Source organism: Sphingobacterium sp. KH_072, from assembly GCF_057837975.1.
This window is the reverse complement of record NZ_CM174457.1, coordinates 321,309-343,282: the sequence shown is the minus strand read 5'-3', so window position 1 is coordinate 343,282 and position 21,974 is coordinate 321,309. Positions and strand designations below refer to the sequence as shown.

At 43.4% G+C, this 21,974-nt stretch carries 18 protein-coding genes; 6 read left to right on the top strand and 12 right to left on the bottom strand.

Going from position 1 to position 21,974, the window contains the following annotated elements:
• Positions 1–20: 20 nt before the first annotated feature.
• Genes AC3IRT_RS01570 through AC3IRT_RS01545 form a run of 6 tightly spaced genes read right to left on the bottom strand, consistent with a single transcriptional unit; the run spans position 21 to position 8,297 of the window.
• The gene (locus tag AC3IRT_RS01570) at positions 21–1,256 is read right to left on the bottom strand and encodes a quinol:cytochrome C oxidoreductase (RefSeq protein WP_489394794.1); all 1,236 of its coding nucleotides are present in this window, start codon (positions 1,254–1,256) and stop codon (positions 21–23) included.
• A gap of 19 nt (positions 1,257–1,275) precedes the next feature.
• Positions 1,276–1,908: a c-type cytochrome gene (locus AC3IRT_RS01565; protein WP_489394793.1), complete on the bottom strand. Its 633-nt coding sequence runs from the start codon at positions 1,906–1,908 to the stop codon at positions 1,276–1,278.
• On the bottom strand, positions 1,901–2,437 hold the full coding sequence (locus AC3IRT_RS01560; protein ID WP_489394792.1) for a DUF3341 domain-containing protein: 537 nt from the start codon (positions 2,435–2,437) through the stop codon (positions 1,901–1,903). Before AC3IRT_RS01560 ends, AC3IRT_RS01565 begins: the two co-directional genes overlap by 8 nt.
• Positions 2,438–2,442: 5 nt before the next feature.
• Complete coding sequence (gene nrfD / locus AC3IRT_RS01555; protein ID WP_489394791.1) at positions 2,443–3,924, bottom strand: NrfD/PsrC family molybdoenzyme membrane anchor subunit; 1,482 nt, start codon at positions 3,922–3,924, stop codon at positions 2,443–2,445.
• 29 nt (positions 3,925–3,953) lie between these two features.
• Positions 3,954–6,968 (bottom strand): TAT-variant-translocated molybdopterin oxidoreductase, encoded by a 3,015-nt coding sequence (locus AC3IRT_RS01550; RefSeq protein WP_489394790.1) that lies wholly within the window; start codon positions 6,966–6,968, stop codon positions 3,954–3,956.
• Positions 6,969–7,007: 39 nt separating this feature from the next.
• Entirely contained in the window at positions 7,008–8,297 is a 1,290-nt protein-coding gene (locus AC3IRT_RS01545; protein ID WP_489394789.1) for a cytochrome c3 family protein, read from the bottom strand.
• Between the two features lie 225 nt (positions 8,298–8,522).
• Here AC3IRT_RS01545 and AC3IRT_RS01540 point away from each other — a divergent pair, with 225 nt between their 5' ends.
• Positions 8,523–8,987, top strand: a complete 465-nt coding sequence (locus tag AC3IRT_RS01540; RefSeq protein WP_489394788.1) for a methionine-R-sulfoxide reductase — start codon at positions 8,523–8,525, stop codon at positions 8,985–8,987.
• Positions 8,988–9,555: 568 nt separating this feature from the next.
• Here the strand turns inward: AC3IRT_RS01540 and AC3IRT_RS01535 are convergent.
• Together AC3IRT_RS01535 and AC3IRT_RS01530 are read right to left on the bottom strand one after the other, a co-directional pair.
• Positions 9,556–10,278, bottom strand: coding sequence for a 3-keto-disaccharide hydrolase (locus tag AC3IRT_RS01535; protein ID WP_489394787.1), 723 nt, complete (start codon positions 10,276–10,278; stop codon positions 9,556–9,558).
• A gap of 66 nt (positions 10,279–10,344) precedes the next feature.
• Positions 10,345–10,878, bottom strand: a complete 534-nt coding sequence (locus AC3IRT_RS01530; protein ID WP_489394786.1) for an NAD(P)H-dependent oxidoreductase — start codon at positions 10,876–10,878, stop codon at positions 10,345–10,347.
• A gap of 92 nt (positions 10,879–10,970) precedes the next feature.
• Between AC3IRT_RS01530 and mutL the strand changes: the two genes are divergently transcribed.
• The 4 genes from mutL to AC3IRT_RS01510 are packed head-to-tail and all read left to right on the top strand — an operon-like array spanning position 10,971 to position 15,566.
• The gene (gene mutL / locus AC3IRT_RS01525) at positions 10,971–12,854 is read left to right on the top strand and encodes a DNA mismatch repair endonuclease MutL (RefSeq protein ID WP_489394785.1); all 1,884 of its coding nucleotides are present in this window, start codon (positions 10,971–10,973) and stop codon (positions 12,852–12,854) included.
• A gap of 24 nt (positions 12,855–12,878) precedes the next feature.
• Positions 12,879–13,592, top strand: a complete 714-nt coding sequence (locus tag AC3IRT_RS01520) for a rhomboid family intramembrane serine protease (RefSeq protein WP_489394784.1) — start codon at positions 12,879–12,881, stop codon at positions 13,590–13,592.
• Positions 13,593–13,618: 26 nt separating this feature from the next.
• Positions 13,619–14,473 (top strand): rhomboid family intramembrane serine protease, encoded by an 855-nt coding sequence (locus AC3IRT_RS01515; RefSeq protein ID WP_489394783.1) that lies wholly within the window; start codon positions 13,619–13,621, stop codon positions 14,471–14,473.
• A gap of 4 nt (positions 14,474–14,477) precedes the next feature.
• Complete coding sequence (locus tag AC3IRT_RS01510) at positions 14,478–15,566, top strand: endonuclease/exonuclease/phosphatase family protein (protein WP_489394782.1); 1,089 nt, start codon at positions 14,478–14,480, stop codon at positions 15,564–15,566.
• Positions 15,567–15,576: 10 nt separating this feature from the next.
• On the opposite strand, the gene AC3IRT_RS01505 is transcribed toward AC3IRT_RS01510, so the two are convergent.
• The 3 genes from AC3IRT_RS01505 to AC3IRT_RS01495 form a co-directional block, all read right to left on the bottom strand.
• Positions 15,577–16,095, bottom strand: a complete 519-nt coding sequence (locus AC3IRT_RS01505) for a fumarate hydratase (protein ID WP_489394781.1) — start codon at positions 16,093–16,095, stop codon at positions 15,577–15,579.
• A gap of 15 nt (positions 16,096–16,110) precedes the next feature.
• On the bottom strand, positions 16,111–17,508 hold the full coding sequence (gene fumC / locus AC3IRT_RS01500) for a class II fumarate hydratase (RefSeq protein WP_489394780.1): 1,398 nt from the start codon (positions 17,506–17,508) through the stop codon (positions 16,111–16,113).
• Between the two features lie 100 nt (positions 17,509–17,608).
• Positions 17,609–18,178 (bottom strand): hypothetical protein, encoded by a 570-nt coding sequence (locus tag AC3IRT_RS01495; RefSeq protein WP_489394779.1) that lies wholly within the window; start codon positions 18,176–18,178, stop codon positions 17,609–17,611.
• Positions 18,179–18,314: 136 nt separating this feature from the next.
• Between AC3IRT_RS01495 and AC3IRT_RS01490 the strand changes: the two genes are divergently transcribed.
• A complete protein-coding gene (locus tag AC3IRT_RS01490; protein ID WP_489394778.1) occupies positions 18,315–19,931 on the top strand; it encodes a S41 family peptidase in 1,617 nt (538 codons plus the stop codon).
• Between the two features lie 76 nt (positions 19,932–20,007).
• Here the strand turns inward: AC3IRT_RS01490 and nagB are convergent, their stop codons facing one another.
• On the bottom strand, positions 20,008–21,924 hold the full coding sequence (gene nagB, locus AC3IRT_RS01485) for a glucosamine-6-phosphate deaminase (protein WP_489394777.1): 1,917 nt from the start codon (positions 21,922–21,924) through the stop codon (positions 20,008–20,010).
• Positions 21,925–21,974 lie beyond the last annotated feature (50 nt).

Here is a 21,974-nt window from a genome sequence, read left to right as displayed (position 1 = left end):
CGTAATACGCTACTTAACCCTTAAATCTGATGATGTAAACTCTCATCCAAGAATGGATGATGTTTCGGTGCCAATGCATGTTTGCTCAGCTTACTAAGCACTAGGAAGGTGAACAAGCCGGAAAAGCCAATCGCTGTACCTATCTCAATGATACCAAAACCACGATGCGCTTCTACTGTACCAGGCATAATCATAATGTAATAATCTAACCAGTGACCTAAAAGAAGTAAGATAGCGACACCCATCATAAAATTCTCTTTACGTTTTGCATCACGATCTACTAACAGTAGCAATGGTGCTACAAAGTTAATCACGATACTCAACCAGAACCAAGGCTTATACTCTGGTTCCCATCTTTTGTAAAAGTATACTGTTTCTTCCGGAATGTTAGAGTACCAGATCAACATGAACTGTGCAAACCACACGTATGTCCAGAAGATAGAGAATCCAAACATCAATTTACCTAAGTCATGTAAGTGGTTTTCATTCACCCACGACATATATCCAGCTTTCTTCAACAAGATCAAGATCAATGTAATAGCAGAGATACCGCTTACCCACATCGCTGCGAAGTTGTACCAACCGAACATGGTAGAGAACCAGTGTGCTTCTAGAGACATAATGGTATCAAACGACCAAATTGGCGTCGTAAAACCAAAGACTACTAGAAATAGAGCCGATAATTTAAAGCTCTTTTTATAGCCAGTCAATCCACCGCTTAAATCCTCATTGTAAGATAACTTAGCTAAGATAAAAGCGAAGATGCTGTAAGAACCCATGAACAATACCTGACGGATCAAGAATCCTGGTACATTCAAGAATGCTGCTTTTCCAGCTATTAAGGCATCATAGTTAGGACTTGTTGGATCTGTAAGACCATCAGCATGCCAGTGGTGATATAGATTGTGTGTGTATAATCCTAAACCAACGATGATCAATAAAATTAAAGATGCGATCGGTAATACACTTGCCATTGCCTGCGGAATGCGTAGTAAACCTGCAGACCAGCCAGACTGAGTGACTAATTGTAATGCCACGAAGAATGCGCCAGCGGCACATACACAAGTGAAATAATAGCCCATCAATAATAAATTGGCGTAAGTACGCTCATGGATGATGTGATCATGCGACAACAAACCCCATGCAATACTTGCTATACCAATTACAACAGCGACAATGCTCAAAATTTTGGCTACGCCACCAAATTGAAACTGCTCGCTAAAATTATAATCGTGATGATGATTGTGAGTTCCCATTTATTAACTTGATGTTTAATTATTTCTTTTGTAATTCTTGCACATACATAACAACTTTCCACCGATCTTCTGGTGAGATTTGTGATGCGTGCGGCCCCATAGAGTTCCATCCGTAAGTGATGGTGTGAAAGATCTTACCAGCAGTCAATTCAGACATTTGCCCACCACGTGAAGATGGTGTACCAGCAGACTTTTGGTAAGAAGGTGGCTCAGGGAAGTTCTCCAAAGCACGTTTGCCTCTAGAATCTTCTACTTCTCTGTCCTTTGTGATCGTACCGTCACCATTTCCATCTGCTCCGTGACAAACTGCACAGTAGGTCACGTATAATGCATGCCCTTCCTTCAAGTTCTGCTCAGTAACAGTCAATGGGTTGGTCGTGATCTCAGCACCTGCCAATTCATATCCTTCTACACTGTTTTCGTAATCGAAACGTGTGAAACCAATCGGTGTAGTACCTGAAGGTGGCGTTTGAGCCGTGATCCCGTTTTTAAAGTTTTTATTTGGCTGATCTGGATTGAAAGCAATCGGATCATACATATTGCGAGAAAATTCCCAACCTGTACTACGAGTAGTACCGTCTCCGCAAGCAGAAACTACAGCAGCTAATGCAACCGCCGCACATACAGTTCCAAGAAAGTTCTTCTTATTCATAGCTAACATATTTCCTTTCATTGTATTTAACCTCTACCGCTCCAGCGTCTTTCAACAAGCCGTCAATAAGGGTGTGATCTGTATTTTCATTCGCATCGATAGCGATGATAAATCTATCATCAGATGCACGCAAGTCCATCACACGTGGTGTACGACCTGGAAACAAATGATTGCGATAGAAGAACGTAGCCACCATACCCAATGCACATAGTAAGATCGTTACCTCAAAAGTAACCGGTACAAAGTTGGGCAAAGGTAAAGATGGTTTACCACCTACATTCATCGGCCAATCGTATGCTGTTGTATAAAACAACAAGCTAAAACCTAAAATCGTTCCTGTAGCACCTGCAACAAAAGCTGCGATAGGTAAGCGAGATGGCTTCACGCCTAACTTCGCTTCAATACCGTGAATCGGCATCGGTGTATAGCAATCGTAAATGCTGATATTGTTCTCCTGCAATTTATCGATCCCGTGCATCATCTCGTCGGGATCTGCAAAACTACCTAGTATATATTTTGTGTTGCTCATTGCTATTATTTTTTACGTAAAGCATTAATATCCTCTTCCGAAACGGAATCATACTTTGTTAACGAATCTCTAAAGTGCTGTACTTGCTCCTCAGGGAATGCACCCTCTTGAACCAATTTCGTTTTTTGCTGTAGTGAAGCACTTTTCAATAGCAATTTCACCTCTGCCATAGCAATACTTGGCAAGAAACGGATAAACAGTAAGAACATAGTAAAGAATAGACCGATAGATCCGATGAAGATACCCACATCTACCCAAGTTGGGTAAAACATTGCCCAAGATGATGGCAAATAATCACGGTGAAGTGACGTCACGATAATTACAAAACGCTCAAACCACATACCGATATTTACCACGATAGATAGTACCCATGAGATCGGAATACTGGTACGGATTTTCTTGAACCAGAACAACTGTGGAGAGATTACGTTACACGTCATCATCGCCCAGTAAGCCCAAGCGTACGGACCAGCCACACGATTGGCAAAAGCGTACATCTCGTATTCGGAACCCGAGTACCATGCTACAAAAAGCTCTGTCAAGTAGGCAATACCTACAATAGATCCCGTTGTCATGATAATCTTGTTCATCGATTCGATGTGGAACATCGTGATATAGTTCTCAAAGTTCATCACTTTGCGAAGAATCAACAATAGTGTCTGTACCATGGCAAAACCAGAGAAGATCGCTCCCGCAACGAAGTATGGAGGGAAGATCGTGGTGTGCCATCCCGGAATTACCGAGGTAGCAAAGTCCATGGATACAATGGTGTGTACCGAAAGTACCAGTGGTGTAGAGATACCGGCTAATACTAAGGAAACGATTTCAAAACGTTGCCAAGTCTTTACCGATCCATTCCAACCAAATGATAAGGTTGAATAAATTTTCTTTTTCAAACCAGTGGCACGGTCACGTACCGAAGAGATATCCGGTAATAAACCTACGTACCAGAATACTAATGATACCGTAAAGTAAGTAGAGATCGCAAAGGCATCCCATACAAGTGGAGAGTTGAAGTTTACCCAAAGTGAACCATATTGATTCGGAAGTGGGAAAATCCAATAGGCTAACCAAGGACGACCCATGTGAGCTACTACGTACGTAGCGGCACAGATTACAGCGAAGATCGTCATCGCTTCTGCCGAACGGTTAATGGAGTTACGCCAGTTTTGGCGGAAGAGCAAGAGTACAGCGGAGATCAACGTACCGGCGTGACCGATACCTACCCACCATACAAAGTCGGTGATATCCCATGCCCAACCTACGGTCTTGTTCAAACCCCAAGCACCAATACCAGTCCAAAATGTGTAACCGACACTGATAACCCAAAGCATGGCTCCGCAGACAGCCACGATAAATCCTATCCACCAAGCTTTGTTAGGCTTGTTTTCTACCGGAAGCAATACATCGTTCGTGATTTGCGCGTACGAGATATCTTTCCCGGTAACTAATGGTTCTCTTAATATTGATTCGTTATGCGATGACATAGTTGTTTATTTCAAAAATTTGAACAAGATTAAGCTTCAAAGCTGTTTCTAACTTTCGTCATATAACCGATGTTCGGTTGTACGTTGATTTCTTCCAATACGTAGTAGATACGCTCGCTACGCAATGCTTTGGAAACTTCTGAATTAGGATCGTTAGCATCTCCGAAGATCATAGCATTTGCGCTACAAACGCCTGAACATGCCATTTTGATATCTCCATCTTTCAGCGGACGACCTTCTACTTTTGCTTGAAGCTTACCTGCTTGGATACGTTGGATACACATCGAACATTTCTCCATTACCCCACGTGAACGAGTGGTAACATCTGGGTTCAACACTAATTGCGTGAACTCATTGTTCAAGTAGTTATCAAAACGAGAGTCATTCCAGTAGTTGAACCAGTTGAAGCGACGCACTTTGTACGGACAGTTGTTCGCACAATAACGTGTACCAAAACAACGGTTGTAAGCCATGTGGTTCAATCCTTCTGACGAGTGTACAGTAGCTAATACCGGACAAACCGTCTCACAAGGAGCGTGCTCACAGTGCTGACACATCATCGGCTGATGTACCACTTTCACATTCTCGAATGAAGAAAGGTTAGCAATATCATCTTCTTTGGTGTAATCTACTCCGTCTTCTTCGATCGTGTAATAACGGTCGATACGCATCCAGTGCATCTCACGACGACGGCGAACCTCGTCACGACCTACTACTGGAATATTGTTTTCGATGTTACATGCTACGATACAAGCACCACAACCTGTACATGCGTTCAAGTCGATCGCCATCACCCATTTGTGACCTGGCTGCTCGTACTTGTTCCACAAATCGTACGTTTTGTGATCATCAGAGAACTTACCGGCTTCAGAAGCTGGGTTCTTTAAGAATTTAGAGAATGTCGTTTCACGAATGATGTTACGACCTTCAATAGTATGGTGTGTTTGCGTCTGTGCCAACTCGTAAATACGAGAAGCTTTCGTAATAGATACTTTATTGACAAACTGCAAGCTTCCAGCTTTCACTTGTGCGAAAGGAAACGCGTTCACCCCTACATTATTACCTGCTTTACCGACTTTAGTACGACCGTAACCTAAAGCTACTGATGCTGTACCCAAAGCCTGACCTGGCTGTGCTAATACAGGAAGTTCTACTTCGAAATCACCTGCTTTGATCGTAGCCGTGCTTTTTTCTCCAAAACCAAGACGTTCTGCATCTTTAGGATTAAGGGCAACATAGTTGTCCCAAGTAACTTTAGATACTGGATCTGGCAATTCTTGCAAGAAAGCATTGTTGGCATAACGTCCGTCGCGGATTGCAGCAGATTCGTACAACGCTAATTCGAAGTCGTCACCTGCTTTAAGAGCTTGAGCAGCTGTAGTTGCCGCAGAAGCTGCCGCATTTACATTACCTGCAAAAGAAGCCGCACTAGCCGTAGCATTACCTTTATACTCAAATCCTGTCTGTAGGATATCCGTCCAGTTTTTGGTGCTACCAGCTAAAATATTAGTTTCCCAAATAGTGCGAACGTACGTGTAGATGTCCGTGTTGTTACCTGCCCAAGTTAGCAAGCTAACTTCAGCTTGGCGGGTGTTGAATACCGGATTGATCGTTGGTTGTACGATGGTGTAATAACCGACTTTTGATGACTCATCACCCCACGATTCCAAGAAATTGCTAGTCGGAGCAATTGCTTTCAATTCTGAAGCAGTCTCGTCTGCACGATCGGAGAATGAAAGTGTGAAATCTATTTTTGAAAGGGCTTGCTTTACAGCAGCACTATCGTAGTAATCGTATACTGGGTTGCTATTCCAAAGGATAGCTGTACCGATCTGACCTGCATTGGCCATGCCCAATAAAGCGGCAAATTCAGATTCAGAACCTTGGTATTTCTTAGAATAGTTTGCAAGATCTATTGTCGTACCGTACGCGCCAATAGCGACATTGATCGCATTGGTCAACGTTTGGATATGTACATCATTAGCGCCAGCTACGACCAATGCTTGGCCGCGGTTTTTCAACAATTCTTGCGCCGCTAGCTTAATTGCTTTTGCTGCGTTTGCTTGTTGAATAGCTCCAGCTAGTGAAGAACCGGTGATCTCGTTGTATAATGAGATCAAAACAGCTGCTTCTTCCGAAGGCTTGATGGCAATACGCACATCTGCATTGGTACCCGTCATGCTCAATCCAGTTTCGAATTGGATATGACGCGACATTTTGCCTGCTTCTAAAGATTTATAGTTTCTATTCTTAATGTAGTCTTGTGTGTGCTCTTCGCCATCCAACCACGTTCCTAAGAAATCAGCGCCTACTGAAAGGACTACTAATGCTTGTTCGAAATTGTATGATGGCACTACTGCTTGTCCGAAGCTAGCTTCATTGGCCGCGCGAATACCCGAGTAAGAGATCGAATCCAATTGTACGTGAACTGTACCAGGATACTTATTCGTGAACTCTGCAATAGCAGCCAATGAAGTCGGGCTATTGATTGTTCTTGAAACGATGGCAACGCGTTTTCCGGCTTGAACCGATTTATTTAATGCCTCAATTACTTTAGCATCCAATTTTGCCCATTCTACATCTCTACCACCAATCTGTGGATTCTGTAGTTTATTCGTCATGTCGTACAAGTCCAGTACCGAAGCGACCGTAGCCGACTCTGTACCTTGTACTAAACCAACACTATTTGGGTTTGCCTCTACCAAGATAGGACGACCTTCACGTGTACGTACTAATATACTCTGTCCATTAAAAGATGAAGCATAATAGTTAGGAACACCTGGCGTGATCTCCTCTGGCTTGATTAAGTAAGGAACGGCCTTGTGAACAGGTGTCGTTTGACAAGCTGCCAAAGAAACCGCTCCCAAACCGAAACCTAAAACCTTTAGGAAGTCGCGGCGAGGCGTTTTGGTGCTCAATCCTTCTTCATTCAACACATCCTCTACAGGAATCGACTCAGAAAACTCTCCCTTGCTCGATTGTACGAACGCAGGAGTTTGATTTAGTTCTTCTAACCCTTTCCAATATTTTTTGTTGCTATCCATGTAAAGCTATATATTAAGATTGCGTTTTTTCTGATTTGATTAATAGTGACACTTACCACATTCTAGACCACCGACCATAGCGGCTGTCATTTTCTCTCCTTTTTTCAATTTATCGTGTGCCTCGATTAATTGATCATAGTATTGATTGTCGGTATCCACCGAAGTTTCGCGGTGACAATCGATACACCATTTCATGGTTAGTGGAGAATATTGATATACTTCTTCCATCGATTCGATCGGACCATGACAAGTCTGACATTCTACACCTGCAACAACAACGTGTTGTGAGTGGTTGAAATAAGCGAAATCTGGAAGGTTGTGGATTCTAATCCATTCGATTGGGCGTGTATCGTTACCATAAGTACGTGTCTCTACATCCCAATCTACCGCACGGTACAACTTGGCAATCTCTGGTGAGATACCGCTCTCGTTGTCGTAGTGATCGCCAGCAGTAATCGTATTATGACAGTTCATACATACGTTTGCAGATGGAATAGATGCATTCTTAGATTTGAACGCTCCACCATGACAGTATTGACATTCAATCTGATTCACACCTGCGTGAATCTGGTGCGAGAACTTGATCGGCTGTACCGGCTGATAGCCTTGGTGCACACCTACATTCCATCCAGTCTTCCAACCGACAACACCTAAAAGTGCAACAATCATTAAGACTGCAAAGAACACCAATTTCTTATTACGAACGAATGCCTTAGCAAACTGACCCAATTTGGATTCCCGAGTAGCATACTCTGCGGTAGCAACATCGATCGATTCTTTGTTGGTATCGATTACTTTCTCTAAAGTCTTCGCAATGCGAGACAATAAGATAGAAACGCCTACAACAATAACCACGAGTACCGACACGATGACAATCATCAACGAGCTAGCACCTTGGCTACCACCAGCACCACCACCTTGGGCAGCAGCTTGTTCTTTCTTCTCAGCTGCCTTTACTTCTTCTGCTTGCAGGTACGCGATGATATCACGCACATCGTCATCAGACAGGTTGCTGTAAGAAGCCATCATTGTAGGGAATTGCCCTTTCAGCTCTACCGCTTGCGGATCACCAGAATCCACCATGGCTTGCGGACTGTGCACCCACTTAATAATCCATGATTCTTCACGACGATCGGTTAATCCTGCCAAATCTGGCCCCGTCAATTGACGACCTACAGCATGACAAGAATTACATGCGTTCGCTTTAAAAAGAGCACCTCCATTAGAGGCATCCTGCGCATTTGATACACTTGTAGCGGCAAACAACAACACCAAACCAACTGATATTGACTTCGCCAGTTTTCCCAAAACGGATGAGATATTTCTCATATTTAGCACTTTATACTATTTTAATGTGTATGATATATTCAAAATCTCTTTGAAAGCAGTGTTTTCACCCCACTAAACTTTGCACAAAAGTATAACTATTTAAACAATCCCTGACAATTTGGTGACTGAATAGTTTAATTTATAAACGTTCTAAATAGTCAGCTTAAAACGCCATTTAAATGGGTTTATTTCGTATTTTTGTATAGAGATACAAACAAATTTAGCATGAAATTAATTATAATTTTGGGCATCATTTGGATTTCATTACTACAGGTGAATTGTAGTAATGAATCTACTAAAAATCGAACGGAAATGAACAACGGCAAGTATAACGAATTAACAGCAGAAGAGAAATATGTAATTGAGGATAAAGGAACAGAGCGACCATTCACGGGCGACTTGCTAGACAATAAACAGCAGGGCACGTATTTATGCAAGCGATGTGACGCTCCGCTATACCGTTCAGAAGACAAATTTGAGTCTTTTTGCGGATGGCCAAGCTTCGATGATGAGATCGAAGGATCTGTACGCCACGAGACCGATGCAGATGGTCGCCGGACAGAAATTTTGTGCAGCGCGTGCGGTGCACACTTAGGTCACGTATTTAATGGTGAAGGCTTTACAGAGAAAAATACACGTCATTGTGTGAATTCGATCTCGATGAAGTTTGTACCGGAAGTGGTGGAGTAGGTTTTGGGGGAGTTAAGAAAGTTGACGATAGTAGTTGAGAAGGTTGATAGTGTTGAGGGTTGATAATGTTCATAAAGTTGATAGCGCTTTAGATTGCCACAGCCTCGTGCCTCGGCTTCGCAATGACGATTTCACTTAACCGATGACCTTCCTTTACATCGTCATCGCGCGGAAGCACGACAACACGATCTTAATTATTAGAATACAGAAAGTTCAAAGATTGCCCATCCTTTCACACACGCTGTTCCCATCATTGGCTATACATTGCCGTATGCTACGCATGCTATACTACATAAATAGTACATTCGCAGTACACTCACACCCGAGAAAAGGTTAAGTAGACGACTATCTAACCCGAATAAATGCCCTATCTGACGGCGCGAAACACCGCCGTAATCAAGAAACAAATGTGCTTTGTAAGACGACTTTTACGTAACGGATAACCTCCTCTGATCTCGTCATCGCGCGGAGGTACGACAACGCGATCTTAATGATTAGAATGCAGAAAGTTGCAAGATTGCCACAGCCTCGTGCCTCGGCTTCGCAATGACGAGGTATTCTAACCAAATTAAAGCAGCTCTTTAATCCGAATATTCCGAAAGGATACCGAGTCCGTATGGTTTTGTAAAGCAATCCTACCTGAAGCATACTTTCCAAAGTCAGGGTAGGCCGTAATCGGACTATTGCTCACTAATTCGTGAAAAGCAGGTGAATCCACTTCGCGCTCGAAAGTTAGTTTGTCATTCAACCAAAAGCTCACCTTACCCTTTTGCTGCACTATCCGCGCTTTATTCCATTGCCCGTAGGGCAATGGCAAAGAATTCTCCGCCTTACAATCTACCGAATACAAGCAGCCTGCCCAATGCGTCGAATCCCGCTGATGTCGCGGCTCGGCATATTGATTATCTAATAATTGCATCTCTAAGCCTGTAGCAAAAGTAGCAGCATAGGCCGAATCTTCTTTTACGTTGATCAGAATGCCGCTATTTCCCCCTTTTTTCACTTTCCACTCCAGATCCAATTCAAAATCTTTGTATTCCTTATCCGTGATGAGATCTCCAAATACGCCATCCGATTTGTGCGGATCGCAGATTAATTCTCCCTGCTGCACTTTCCATTTCGATGCTACATTTCCCGTATTGTACAAATGCCAGCCCGTCAAAGAATCACCTTTCAGCAAATCATTCCACTCTCCTATTGTATCTTCTTGCTCCACTGCGGTCTGTTTTTTTTCCGACTGCGCACAGCTTGCTAGCAATAGAACAAGTAAGATATTGAATACTATTCTCATAAAGTCTATATTGAGCTCACAAGATAGGGATTGCATGGAGAAAATAGATGATGCTATCGTCAGATGTTACAAAGCATCTAGGTACGCTATATATAAAGGTACACTACGGGCAATCCATGATTCTTGCGTATTGAACTCCAGATCGTAGTACGCAAACAATGGGCGGTAGTCTGCCTTAATATAATCGAAGGTCAACTCGAAGGGTCGCGTTAGTTCTTCTAACGTGTATTTATACTTCTCTTCGGCCCTATATATATGTTCTGCTACGCCCACCGAAATCGCGAGCGCAATTTTCTTATCAGCCATCTTAAAACCACTTTTACTGCCATACGCCCAACCATAGGTGAGCACCTCATCCTGCCAAGTCTTAAAAAGTGGCGGACTGCTAAACCAATACAGCGGAAATTGAAAAACAATTTTATCATATTGCCCCACAAGACGTTGCTCTGCCGCCACATCAATCACACCATCTGGATAGTGGCTATACAAATTATGTATATGGTATCGATCAGGATATTGCTGCAACTCACTGATCCACCTTTTATTGATCACCGAATTTTGCAGATCCGGGTGTATGACTATAATTAATACTTTCTCCATACTACGAGTTCACATTTTCAATTCGAAGATCTCGCTTTATTTTTCGACTAATGTCATCCAGTGATAATAAAGCATTTTTGTAACTTCGCGTTATGACGTCGGATATCATTCAACTATTGCCAGATGCTGTGGCCAACCAGATCGCTGCTGGAGAAGTTGTACAACGACCCGCTTCGGCTGTGAAGGAATTGGTGGAGAACGCGATTGATGCTGGAGCAGATCAGATCAAACTGATCGTGAAAGACGCCGGAAAATCGTTGATCCAAGTGATCGACAATGGCTGTGGCATGAGCGTGACAGATGCACGCCTTTGTTTTGAAAGGCACGCTACTTCAAAAATTCGAAAAGCAGAGGATCTCTTTGCCATTCGCACGATGGGATTTCGTGGTGAAGCCATGGCTTCTATCGCCGCTATTGCACATGTAGAATTGCGCAGCAAACGGGTGGAAGATGAACTGGGCACGATTGTACAAATCGAGGGCTCTACTGTGCTTGATCAATACCCCGAAAATATTCCTGCCGGAACTAATATCTCTATCAAGAATTTATTTTACAATATCCCGGCTCGCCGCAATTTCTTAAAAAGCAATGCGGTGGAGATGCGACATATCATAGATGAGTTTCAGCGTGTGGCTTTGGCACACCCAGAAATCAGTTTCTCACTGCATAGCGATGGCAACGAAGTCTTTCGCTTGCCAAAAGAGGTATTGAAACAGCGTATTGTACATTTATTTGGAAATAGCTACAACCAGCGGTTGGTGCCGGTAGAAGAGGATACTACGATTCTACGCATTCAAGGTTTTGTGGGCAAACCAGAGTTTGCCAAGAAGACACGCGGCGAGCAGTTTTTCTTTGTGAACAAACGCTTCGTAAAAGACCCATATCTGAATCATGCGGTGATGAATGCTTTTGAAGATATCCTTCCCTCTGATTCTTTTCCATTTTATGTGCTGTGTATTGACATCGATCCTGCAAAGATCGATATCAACGTGCACCCGACGAAAACGGAAATCAAATATGAAGATGAGAAGTCCATTTATGCCATTCTTCGGTCTGCGGTGAAGCGATCGCTGGGTAGGTACAATATCGCACCTACGCTTGATTTCAATCAGGAGACGAGTTTCAATAATATGATCTCCCAAAAACCGTTGGACGAGATCCAAGCACCAACAATTACATTCAATCCAAGTTTCAATCCATTTGAATCGGAAGGTGGCACCACGGCTCGCACCTCCACACGAAGTGCAGATTACGCGAAGGGATTCGAAAAAAAGGCCGGCATTCCGCAAAACTGGGATACGCTATACCAAATCACCGAACAGGACAACGGTGCACAACAGCTGCCACTGATACCTGCCGATGAAGAAGAAACTTCGGAAAAAGAAGAAGTAAAAACCAACTTCGTCAAACAGCCGTTTCAGCTACATAATAAATACATCGTATCCCAGATCCATTCGGGCTTTATGCTGATCGACCAACAAGCGGCACACGAGCGTATATTGTACGAGCAGTTTGTGGAACATCTAGAACGGCAGCAAGGATTGAGTCAGCAAAGCCTCTTCCCACAAGCCATCGAATTAAGCAATGCCGATGCGGCATTGATGCAAGATCTATTGCCCGAGATACAGTCTCTAGGATTTCAGCTACGCCCATTTGGAAAAACAACGTATATTGTAGACGGTATTCCGGCAGATGTGGGCAACCACCTGAACGAAACTACGGTGATTGAGCAATTGCTGGAAGATTTTAAGAACAACAAAGATGAGCTCAAAATGAGCAAGCGAGAGAATCTAGCCAAAAGTCTGGCGCGCAGCGCTGCTTTGAAAACTGGCACAGCACTTGACCATGCTTCGATGGGAGACCTGATAGACAAACTGTTTGCCTGTGCGGCACCGAGCATCTCTTTACAAGGAAAACCGATCATTATTACGTTTACGCTACAGGAGCTGGCCGAACGATTTGGAAAAACACTATAACACAAACTATACTTTTAAGATTGTATGAATCCGTTGAATAATTTACCACCAATTGCCAAAAACCTACTTATAATTAACGTAATATTCTTTGTCGGGTCGGCAATCTTTTCCGGATCTACGTTCTTTTTTGGCGTTTTTTATCCAGATTCTCCTTTATTTAAGGTTTGGCAACCCATCACATACATGTTTATGCATGGTAACTTGATGCATATCTTTTTCAACATGTTTGCCTTAGTGATGTTTGGTGCGATCATTGAGCAGGCTCTGGGCAACAAGCGCTTTCTTAATTACTATTTGATTTGCGGTTTAGGCGCATTGGTATTGCAATATGGTGTGCAAGCCGTCGAAGTATATCAAATTACGGGAACGGTAAGCGCGCGCGACTGGTTGGACATCGACCTCTATAGCAATAGTGTACGACCGACTCGCCCGATGGATCCAGATAGTTACGATTTACTTCGTTCGGTATATACCACTCCAATGGTTGGTGCATCGGGCGCCGTTTTCGGCCTTTTATTGGCCTTTGCGTACCTGTATCCCAACATGCCTTTGCAGTTCTTATTTATCCCGGTACCTATCAAAGCTAAATACTTTGTAGGTGGATATATTCTGATCGAGATTTACCTGGGCTTTGCCAATAGTGGCTCTTCTATTGCTCATTTGGCGCACGTAGGCGGCGCACTTTGTGGTTTTATCCTGCTTAAAGCTTGGGGAATCCGACGTACAAATTTTTATTAGAATAGGTGATGTATAACGAAGGGACTTTGAAGGAATTTCTCCGAACGACATATCGTTCAGGATCTCCTGTACCCTATATTATCTCGGCGAAAATCCTGTTGTTCGTACTGATCCACATTTTTGATCTTCTGTATGACACCGAAACCATCGCCGCGCCCTTGTTTGATCAAGCGTTGGCCCTGCTGAGTCTTCCAAAAGCATTTCCTGTTTTTTTACAGCAGCCATGGTCATTGCTGACCTATTCTTTTCTCAATCAAAATTTACTCGAATTACTGTTTGATTGCCTTTGGCTGTACTGGACTGGGCGCATTTTCCTCAATCTATTACAGACTCGTCAACTGATTACGGTATATATTGGCGCCATAGTATGGGGCGCTGTGATCTATTTGGCGATAGGTCAGATCAACTTCTTCGCACAACAAGGGACTTCTTATCTATACAGCGGCGCGGTAGCCAATGCTGCTGTGATCGGATCATTACTCATTTTAGTGCCGGAAACGGAAATTCGATTGTTTTTATTTGGCAATGTGCGCCTGCGCACCATCGGTCTGATATATTTGGCATTACAATTGGGTTATTATACCATGGTTGATCAATCGTCCGCCGGATCGTATGTAGCCGCTATAATTTGGGGAGTAGGTTTTATGCATGCGCTAAAGCAGGGTAATGATTGGAGCTACCTGTTTCGTCAGAAAAAGAAGCATTCACTAAAGGTGGTGCATCACAAGCCGACAGGCCCAACATATAAAAGTTACCGAGCAGATCTTCCGAATCAGGAAGTGATTGACGAGATCTTAGACAAAATATCACTGAATGGATATGATAGTCTAAGCGCATTTGAAAAAGAAATCCTCTTTAAAGCCAGTAAGCAGGAAAAGTAGTACCATGCCCAGACAGACGAACAAACTTGGTTTTTTCAGCAAAATTATATTGTTGCTCAATGCATTTGCTGTGTTGACCTTATTAGCTAGTTACTCGGCATCATTCATTAATCCGACTTTATTTTGGCCTACCGCTATTTTTGGTCTAGCCTACCCTCCTATTCTTCTCGCTAATATCGTCTTTGTAATCTATTGGCTCATTAAGAAACCAAAATTTGCCATCGCATCTCTTGTCGCCATTCTAATTGGATGGCCGCTTATGAGCAAACATATCGCCTTTAATAGCGCGACTGCGGCACACGCAGAAGATAGCACACTTCGCGTCATGTCGTACAACGTACACCTATTTCAGGCCATTCAAGATAAAAACACACAGACGCACGATAGCGTGATCAAGCTAGTGCAAGACCACGAGCCGGATGTTCTTTGCATGCAAGAATTTCAAAGCACCGTGACTGGCGAGCAGAAATTCACTGAAAAGCTGAAAAAGGCCTGCGGTTTTAAAGATTACTACTTCTCGCCGGCCAATGAGAATGCGTATCATGGCTACGGACATGTGACCTTCTCTAAATATCCGATCGTCGATGCTGGGGTGATCAATGATTACTCTTACGGTATCAACCGTATTGTATTTACCGATATCGCCAAAGATCAGGACACGATTAGAGTGTATAATGTACACCTGCGCTCTTTCTTGTTGCAGGATGAAGACAAAGATTTTATAAAAAATCCGTCTGGTGCTGATGATGAGAAAGCAGCTAGTAAACGCGTAGGCCGTAAATTGAAAGATGCCTTTTATTACCGTAGCAGACAAGTGGAGTATCTTCTAGCGCATTTTGAGACGACCAAACATCCTAAGTTGGTGATGGGAGACTTCAACGATACGCCAATGTCGTTTAGCGTGAATACGATTGGAAAAAACATGAATAATGCTTTTCAAAAGAAAGGCAATGGCTGGGGTGTTACCCACTTTGAGGTGTTTCCAATACTACAGATCGATTATATCTTTTCGGACTATGATGTATTGGATTATGGCATCATTAAACGCAAGTTTTCCGATCATTACCCGATCTGGGCAGATGTGAAGCTCTAAGATTTCTATTTTAATATTCCCAACGTGGCTTGGGCACACAAGTAATATCTGCCATTTTTCGTAACACAATAGGTCGTTGGTCAAAGCGGCTTACCAACACCACACTATCCGCGCTTTTTGCCGTTATTTTGAATCGCGGAATATACGTTCCCGACCGGTAACAGCCCGAAATCTTCTGTTTAAAATTGGGTTTGGTGTACAAGCCATCAACGATCAGACTGTCGCCACGCACCACATAAACGCCTTTGGCATATTCGGTCCAACTACCGGATCCAAAACAGCTATCCGGCATATTTTTAACCGTCGAATTAACGTAAAAAGTAGCGTAGATAGAATCACAAGTCACCTTAAATTCGTGTAGTGTATAATGCAACATTTGCTGCTGATCTGCCGTAGAATCCTGCGCCCATTCCCCTTGAAAAAAATCAGCTCCCGTAGTCTGCATCTCCGATTGCCTCACACAGCTGGCAGAAAACAAAAGCATGCCCACTAAAAGTAGGCATGCTTGGCTACGATATGTATTTATCATCGTAAAAATAATATACTATTTGATGTTTCCAACCATCGTCTCTGGGCGTACCCACGCATCGAAGTCTTCAGCAGTTACATAACCCAAACGAACCGCTTCCTCTTTCAAGGTAGTGCCATTTTTATGAGCCGTCTGCGCGATCTCCGCCGATTTGTAATAACCGATTTTAGTATTCAATGCGGTCACTAACATTAAGGAGTTGTCCACCAACTCTTTGATACGCGTATGATTTGGTTCGATTCCTTGTGCACAATGCTCATCAAACGACATACAGGCGTCGCCAATCAAACGGGCGGACTGCAAGAAATTGTAAGCCATCAATGGCTTGAATACGTTCAATTCATAATGACCTTGCGTACCTCCGATCGTGATCGCTACATCATTACCCATTACCTGCGCTGCCACCATCGTCAAAGCTTCACATTGCGTTGGGTTTACCTTTCCAGGCATGATAGATGATCCGGGTTCGTTTTCTGGGATCAAGATTTCACCAATTCCCGAGCGTGGCCCCGAAGCTAGCATACGAATATCATTCGCAATTTTATTGAGTGAAACGGCCAACATCTTCAATGCACCGTGTGATTCCACAATCGCATCGTGTGCCGCCAAAGCCTCAAATTTATTAGGCGCCGTTACAAATGGAAGTCCGGTAAAGTCAGCAATGTATTTTGCGACCAACACATCGTATCCTTCTGGGGCATTCAATCCTGTACCTACGGCTGTACCACCCAATGCTACTTCAGACAAATGCGATAGGCTGTTATTCAACGAACGCAAACCGTAATCCAACTGTGCTACATAGCCCGAGATTTCTTGTCCTAAGGTTATTGGTGTAGCGTCCATCAGGTGTGTTCTACCAATTTTTACTACTTCTTTGAAATCGGCAGATTTCTTCGCCAACGTATTACGCAATTGCGTTACGCCAGGAATCGTCGTTTCTACCACTGCTTTGTACGCCGCGATATGCATTCCTGTCGGATACGTATCATTGGAAGATTGCGACTTATTGACATCGTCATTTGCTTTCAACACAGGCTCGCCCTCTCCGATCTGACCGCCAGCCAGTACTTGCGCACGATTGGCAATTACTTCGTTCAGGTTCATATTAGATTGCGTACCAGAGCCAGTCTGCCAGATCACCAATGGGAAATGCTCGTCTAGCGTACCAGCCAATATTTCATCACACACCGCAGCGATAGCATCTCTTTTCTCGATAGGCAATACGCCCAAATCGTAGTTAGCGTAAGCAGCAGCTTTCTTCAAGTAAGCAAAACCATCGATCACTTCCTTCGGCATAGAGGCCGATGGACCTATTTTAAAATTATTGCGTGAACGCTCCGTTTGTGCTCCCCAGTATTTGTCTGCAGGCACTTGGACTTCGCCCATGGTATCCTTCTCGATTCTGAATGACATAGTAAAATATTATTGTTGTGTATACAGCAAAGTTAATGAAAATAAGCCTTTTTGGGGAATCTATAAACCACCGCAGGCAAGCTGAAATGTCACATTAAGGTCACATACCCAATCTCCTATTCACATGCTCTTTGATGTGGTGATACAATTGTTTGGGCTTCAGTGTACGCCAAGGAAAATCATTGAGGTAATCTCCAAAACTCACATAATAATCGATCTGATTGCGCACAAACTCCTCGATCACATGCGGCCGAAAGTTGAGCCCAGCAATCCAGCCGTCTTCAATATCTTGAAACCATTCTTCGTAGTAAGAATCATCCGACGCATGAAAGTTAAGCACATTCTCTCCGATCAGCACAAATTGGTTGATGCCTGCATCGATCATTACGTCGATAAGTTCTCGTTTCATGATCATAATATCATTATAGATGGCGTCATTCCACTCTCCGATCAGCTCGATAATCGCGTAACCACGATCGTAGTCGGCATATAAAATTTTGAGATATAAGGTATGAGATCCAAATTCATCCCACTGCGGGTGCAACAGAAAATTATAGATCTTCTTATCAAATTCAAACTCACTATACTCCATTCCGAAGAATGGACTGCGTTCATCATCCGACGCAATGTAATCATCTCTCCAGTTGTAAAAAGGCTCTATTTCGTGCATTTAAAGATTTTTTCAAATATTATAAATTATTTATTTTTATAAAAACATGTTGGACTGTATTTTGTACATAAAATAATTGTTATTATGTTTTTAACATTGTGATTTTGCAAGTAATTTTGCTTTCCAAACCACGTAGATGCAGAAGGAGACTAGGAAGAATATTTTTGTTGCCGCCACCTATGGCGCGACCTTAGTGTTGGGGTTAATTTTGGGGCAAAACTATGCAGATCAGCAAGGTAATAAGCCAGGCAATACGCTGGTGCCTATTGGCCTTTCTGATAACACCTACAAGTTGCAACAAGTGGTTGACCTGATCTCTGCGGCTTATGTAGACAGTATCAATACCGACTCCGTACAAAACGGAGCGATCAACCATATTATTGCCCATCTCGATCCTTATTCCACATTTCTGCTTCCGAAGGAATCTCAAGCCCAAACCGAAATTTTAGAAGGAACTTTCGAAGGTATTGGAATGGAATATTTCAACCTGAATGATACGCTTCTGATTGTCGGGCTTATTACGAATGGGCCAGCAGATAAGGCGGGCTTCAAAGTGGGCGACCGCATCCTGCGCATAGATAATAAGCACTTAGCTGGCGTAGGCGTATCGAAAGAAGAGGTAGATAAATTGATCCGTGGCAATCGCGGCTCGGAGGTGAGTTTTCATATCAAACGCGAGAATGTAGAACTACCCGTACCGATCAAAGCGATTCGCGATCAGATCAATGTGAGCTCTTTAGATGTAGCTTACATGATCGAGCCCACGATCGGATTCGTACGTATCCGCAGATTTGGTCAGCGTACCGCGGATGAATTTCGCTCAGCCATCATCCAACTAAAAAAGCAAGGCGCACAAAGCTTGGTATTGGATCTTCGAGATAATGGCGGCGGATATTTTCACGTGGCCATACAATTGGCGGGTGAATTTTTCTCCGACAAACGCCTCATTGTGTACACCGAAGGAGCGCACGAAAAACGTCGTGAATATTTCTCGGAGCGCACAGGAGAATTTAAAGATGGTAAATTAGTCGTATTGGTCAATGACCGCACGGCATCGGCTAGTGAAGTCGTGGCTGGCGCTATCCAGGATTGGGACCGCGGCACCATCATCGGGCGCCGAAGCTATGGCAAAGGGATCGTGCAAGAGCAGTTTGATTTTGCAGATGGATCAACGATTAATCTCAGCATTGCTAAATATTTTACGCCGCTGGGACGAAGCATTCAGAAAAAATATAGCGCCAATTGGTCCAATATGGATGCTAAGACAAGTTTGTACAAAGGATTATGGGCGCTAGACACGTTGTACGCGCACGGACAGACTTACAAGACGGGCATGGGCCGCGAAGTATATAGTGGCGGTGGCATTGTGCCCGATATTCTGATTCCAAGAGATTACAATGAATTGAGCCTGTTGTATCAGCAGATCACGAAGTCCAATTATCTCGATCAGTTTGTATACGAGCGGTTCACCAAACAGCTCCCTGCTTATTCAATTGAAAACTTTTTGCAAGGATACAATCTGCCGTACAACGAATACTTGGCTTTTATTGAGTTTATCAATAAAGCAGGTGGCATAGTGGTGTCGCCACAGAAACAACGCGATTTGCACGATCTAATTCAGACCGACATTGAAGCATTGGTCGGACGTTATTATTTTGGGCGCGAAGCATATTTTAAAGTCAAAAACCGAGATGACAAATACATTCGCAAAGCGATGGAAGCCTTAGCACCACCATTGATCGTACAAAAATAAGCCTCTCGAAAATCACTTCCGAAAGGCTTATCTATATCTTATTGTGCTTTCGCACAATGAAATGAATTCCTGATTACTAGAATTTCCAGCGTACGAATGCTTCAATCGCTTCGTAGTTGGCCAACCCAAGCTGGTGGTATAATCCGGCAGTTTCGCTCGTACGATCTTCTGCACGCACCCAGAATTCGCGTGGATCATCACCCGGGAATACCGGTACATCTTTTTGTGATTGGTGTTTGAAGATCGCAATACGTTTACGTTTTACCTCCTGCGGAGAAAGTGGGACGGCCATCTCAATCTCATGGATCGGATATTCGTGCCAAGCACCACGGTACAACCACAACCAACAATCTTTCGTCCACTCATCGGTTTCTCTCAAGCGGATCAATGCTTGTAGAATAATATCAAAACAGACGCGGTGCGTGCCATGTGGATCGGCAAAATCACCTGCCGCAAACACTTGGTGTGGTTTTACCTGACGAAGTAATTCTATCGTCTGTTGGATATCGTCTTCGAAATCCACTTCTTTTGAGAATTTGCCTCGATCATAGAATGGCAAATCTTGGAAATGAATGTGCTCATCTGGCAATCCAACAAAACGTGCTCCCGCAATCGCTTCCCCTTTGCGAATCAAACCTTTGATCGTACGAATCACTTCTGGATCTACTTGATTTGGTTTTTTAGATTCGAAGAAGGTTCTGGCTTCGTCGTATATTTTTTGCTTCGCTTCTTTTTCTTCAGCGCTAGATGCAAAATCAATCACAAACTCCAAATAACGCAATACATCATCATCCCAAACCGCGGTATTGCCAGAAGTCTGGTAAGCTACATGTACCTGATGGCCTTGATCTGCCAAACGGATAAACGTACCGCCCATGGAGATCACATCATCATCTGGATGCGGTGAGAATAGGATTACATTTTTAGAAGCCGGATTGGCACGCTCCGGACGATTGGAATCATCCACTCCCGGCTTACCGCCTGGCCAACCCGTAATGGTGCGTTGCAATTCATTGAACACGCGAATATTGATACCATAAGCTGGACCTTTTTCGGTAACCAACTGCGCCATACCATGTGTATTGTAATCGTCGTCTGTCAGCTTCAGAATGGCTTTATCCAACTCTAACGAAAGCCATACGACCGCTTTTTTGGCTAATTCATCTGTCCAAACTACATCTTCGGCCAACCAAGGCGTGTCAAAGCGCGTCAGCAAAGAAGCGGCATCTTGATCTAAGATGAATTCTACATTATCAGACAATTGTAAGTATGTAGCAGGGATGTCTGCCGAAAGTTCCCCTTCGATGGCTTTCTTAACAATTTCGGCTTTCTTCTCATTCCAAGCCATCAAGATAATCTCTTTGGCTTTGAAGATCGTGCCTACTCCCATCGTAATGGCTTTGGTAGGAACATTTTCTTTACCACCGAAATCTCTTGACGCATCTCTACGAGTCAAGTCATCTAGAGTGACTAAACGTGTACCAGAGTTTGGCGCAGAACCGGGCTCATTGAAACCAATGTGCCCCGTACGACCAATACCCAACAATTGAATATCCAAACCTCCGTAGCTGCTGATCTTGCGCTCATATGCTTCGCAATAAGCGTGAACCTCATCGGCGGCTACCGTACCATCTGGAATATGAATATTTTCAGTAGGAATATCGACCAGATCAAACAGATGTTTTTTCATGAAAGAAACGTAACTCTGGTCTGCCGTCGGGTGCATGGGATAGTATTCATCCAAGTTGAACGTGACAACATTTTGAAAGCTTAATCCTTCCTCGCGGTGCAAACGTACTAGTTCGCGATACACTTTGATCGGAGTAGCACCGGTAGCCAAGCCCAAAATTGCTTTTTCACCATTGTGCTGTTTGCTTTGAATTAAATGTGAGATACGATGGGCTACGTCGATCGACGCTTCATCTGCTGTTGGATATACCTTCACAGGCACCTTCTCAAACCGAGTTTCTTCCAATAAATTTAATCTGGCCATTCTATTAAAATAAGTTTTATTACGGTAGTGATAGAATAGCAAATGTAACG

What these genes read in the sequence shown, in the direction of transcription:
- nagB (WP_489394777.1), bottom strand. Translation starts at nt 21,924, where the DNA reads ATGGCCAGATTAAATTTATTGGAAGAAACTCGGTTTGAGAAGGTGCCT.
- AC3IRT_RS01540 (WP_489394788.1), top strand. Translation starts at nt 8,523, where the DNA reads ATGAAATTAATTATAATTTTGGGCATCATTTGGATTTCATTACTACAG.
- AC3IRT_RS01560 (WP_489394792.1), bottom strand. Translation starts at nt 2,437, where the DNA reads ATGAGCAACACAAAATATATACTAGGTAGTTTTGCAGATCCCGACGAG.
- AC3IRT_RS01490 (WP_489394778.1), top strand. Translation starts at nt 18,315, where the DNA reads ATGCAGAAGGAGACTAGGAAGAATATTTTTGTTGCCGCCACCTATGGC.
- AC3IRT_RS01510 (WP_489394782.1), top strand. Translation starts at nt 14,478, where the DNA reads ATGCCCAGACAGACGAACAAACTTGGTTTTTTCAGCAAAATTATATTG.
- AC3IRT_RS01505 (WP_489394781.1), bottom strand. Translation starts at nt 16,095, where the DNA reads ATGATAAATACATATCGTAGCCAAGCATGCCTACTTTTAGTGGGCATG.
- AC3IRT_RS01545 (WP_489394789.1), bottom strand. Translation starts at nt 8,297, where the DNA reads ATGAGAAATATCTCATCCGTTTTGGGAAAACTGGCGAAGTCAATATCA.
- AC3IRT_RS01570 (WP_489394794.1), bottom strand. Translation starts at nt 1,256, where the DNA reads ATGGGAACTCACAATCATCATCACGATTATAATTTTAGCGAGCAGTTT.
- mutL (WP_489394785.1), top strand. Translation starts at nt 10,971, where the DNA reads ATGACGTCGGATATCATTCAACTATTGCCAGATGCTGTGGCCAACCAG.
- AC3IRT_RS01535 (WP_489394787.1), bottom strand. Translation starts at nt 10,278, where the DNA reads ATGAGAATAGTATTCAATATCTTACTTGTTCTATTGCTAGCAAGCTGT.
- AC3IRT_RS01530 (WP_489394786.1), bottom strand. Translation starts at nt 10,878, where the DNA reads ATGGAGAAAGTATTAATTATAGTCATACACCCGGATCTGCAAAATTCG.
- AC3IRT_RS01520 (WP_489394784.1), top strand. Translation starts at nt 12,879, where the DNA reads ATGAATCCGTTGAATAATTTACCACCAATTGCCAAAAACCTACTTATA.
- nrfD (WP_489394791.1), bottom strand. Translation starts at nt 3,924, where the DNA reads ATGTCATCGCATAACGAATCAATATTAAGAGAACCATTAGTTACCGGG.
- fumC (WP_489394780.1), bottom strand. Translation starts at nt 17,508, where the DNA reads ATGTCATTCAGAATCGAGAAGGATACCATGGGCGAAGTCCAAGTGCCT.
- AC3IRT_RS01565 (WP_489394793.1), bottom strand. Translation starts at nt 1,908, where the DNA reads ATGAATAAGAAGAACTTTCTTGGAACTGTATGTGCGGCGGTTGCATTA.
- AC3IRT_RS01550 (WP_489394790.1), bottom strand. Translation starts at nt 6,968, where the DNA reads ATGGATAGCAACAAAAAATATTGGAAAGGGTTAGAAGAACTAAATCAA.
- AC3IRT_RS01495 (WP_489394779.1), bottom strand. Translation starts at nt 18,178, where the DNA reads ATGCACGAAATAGAGCCTTTTTACAACTGGAGAGATGATTACATTGCG.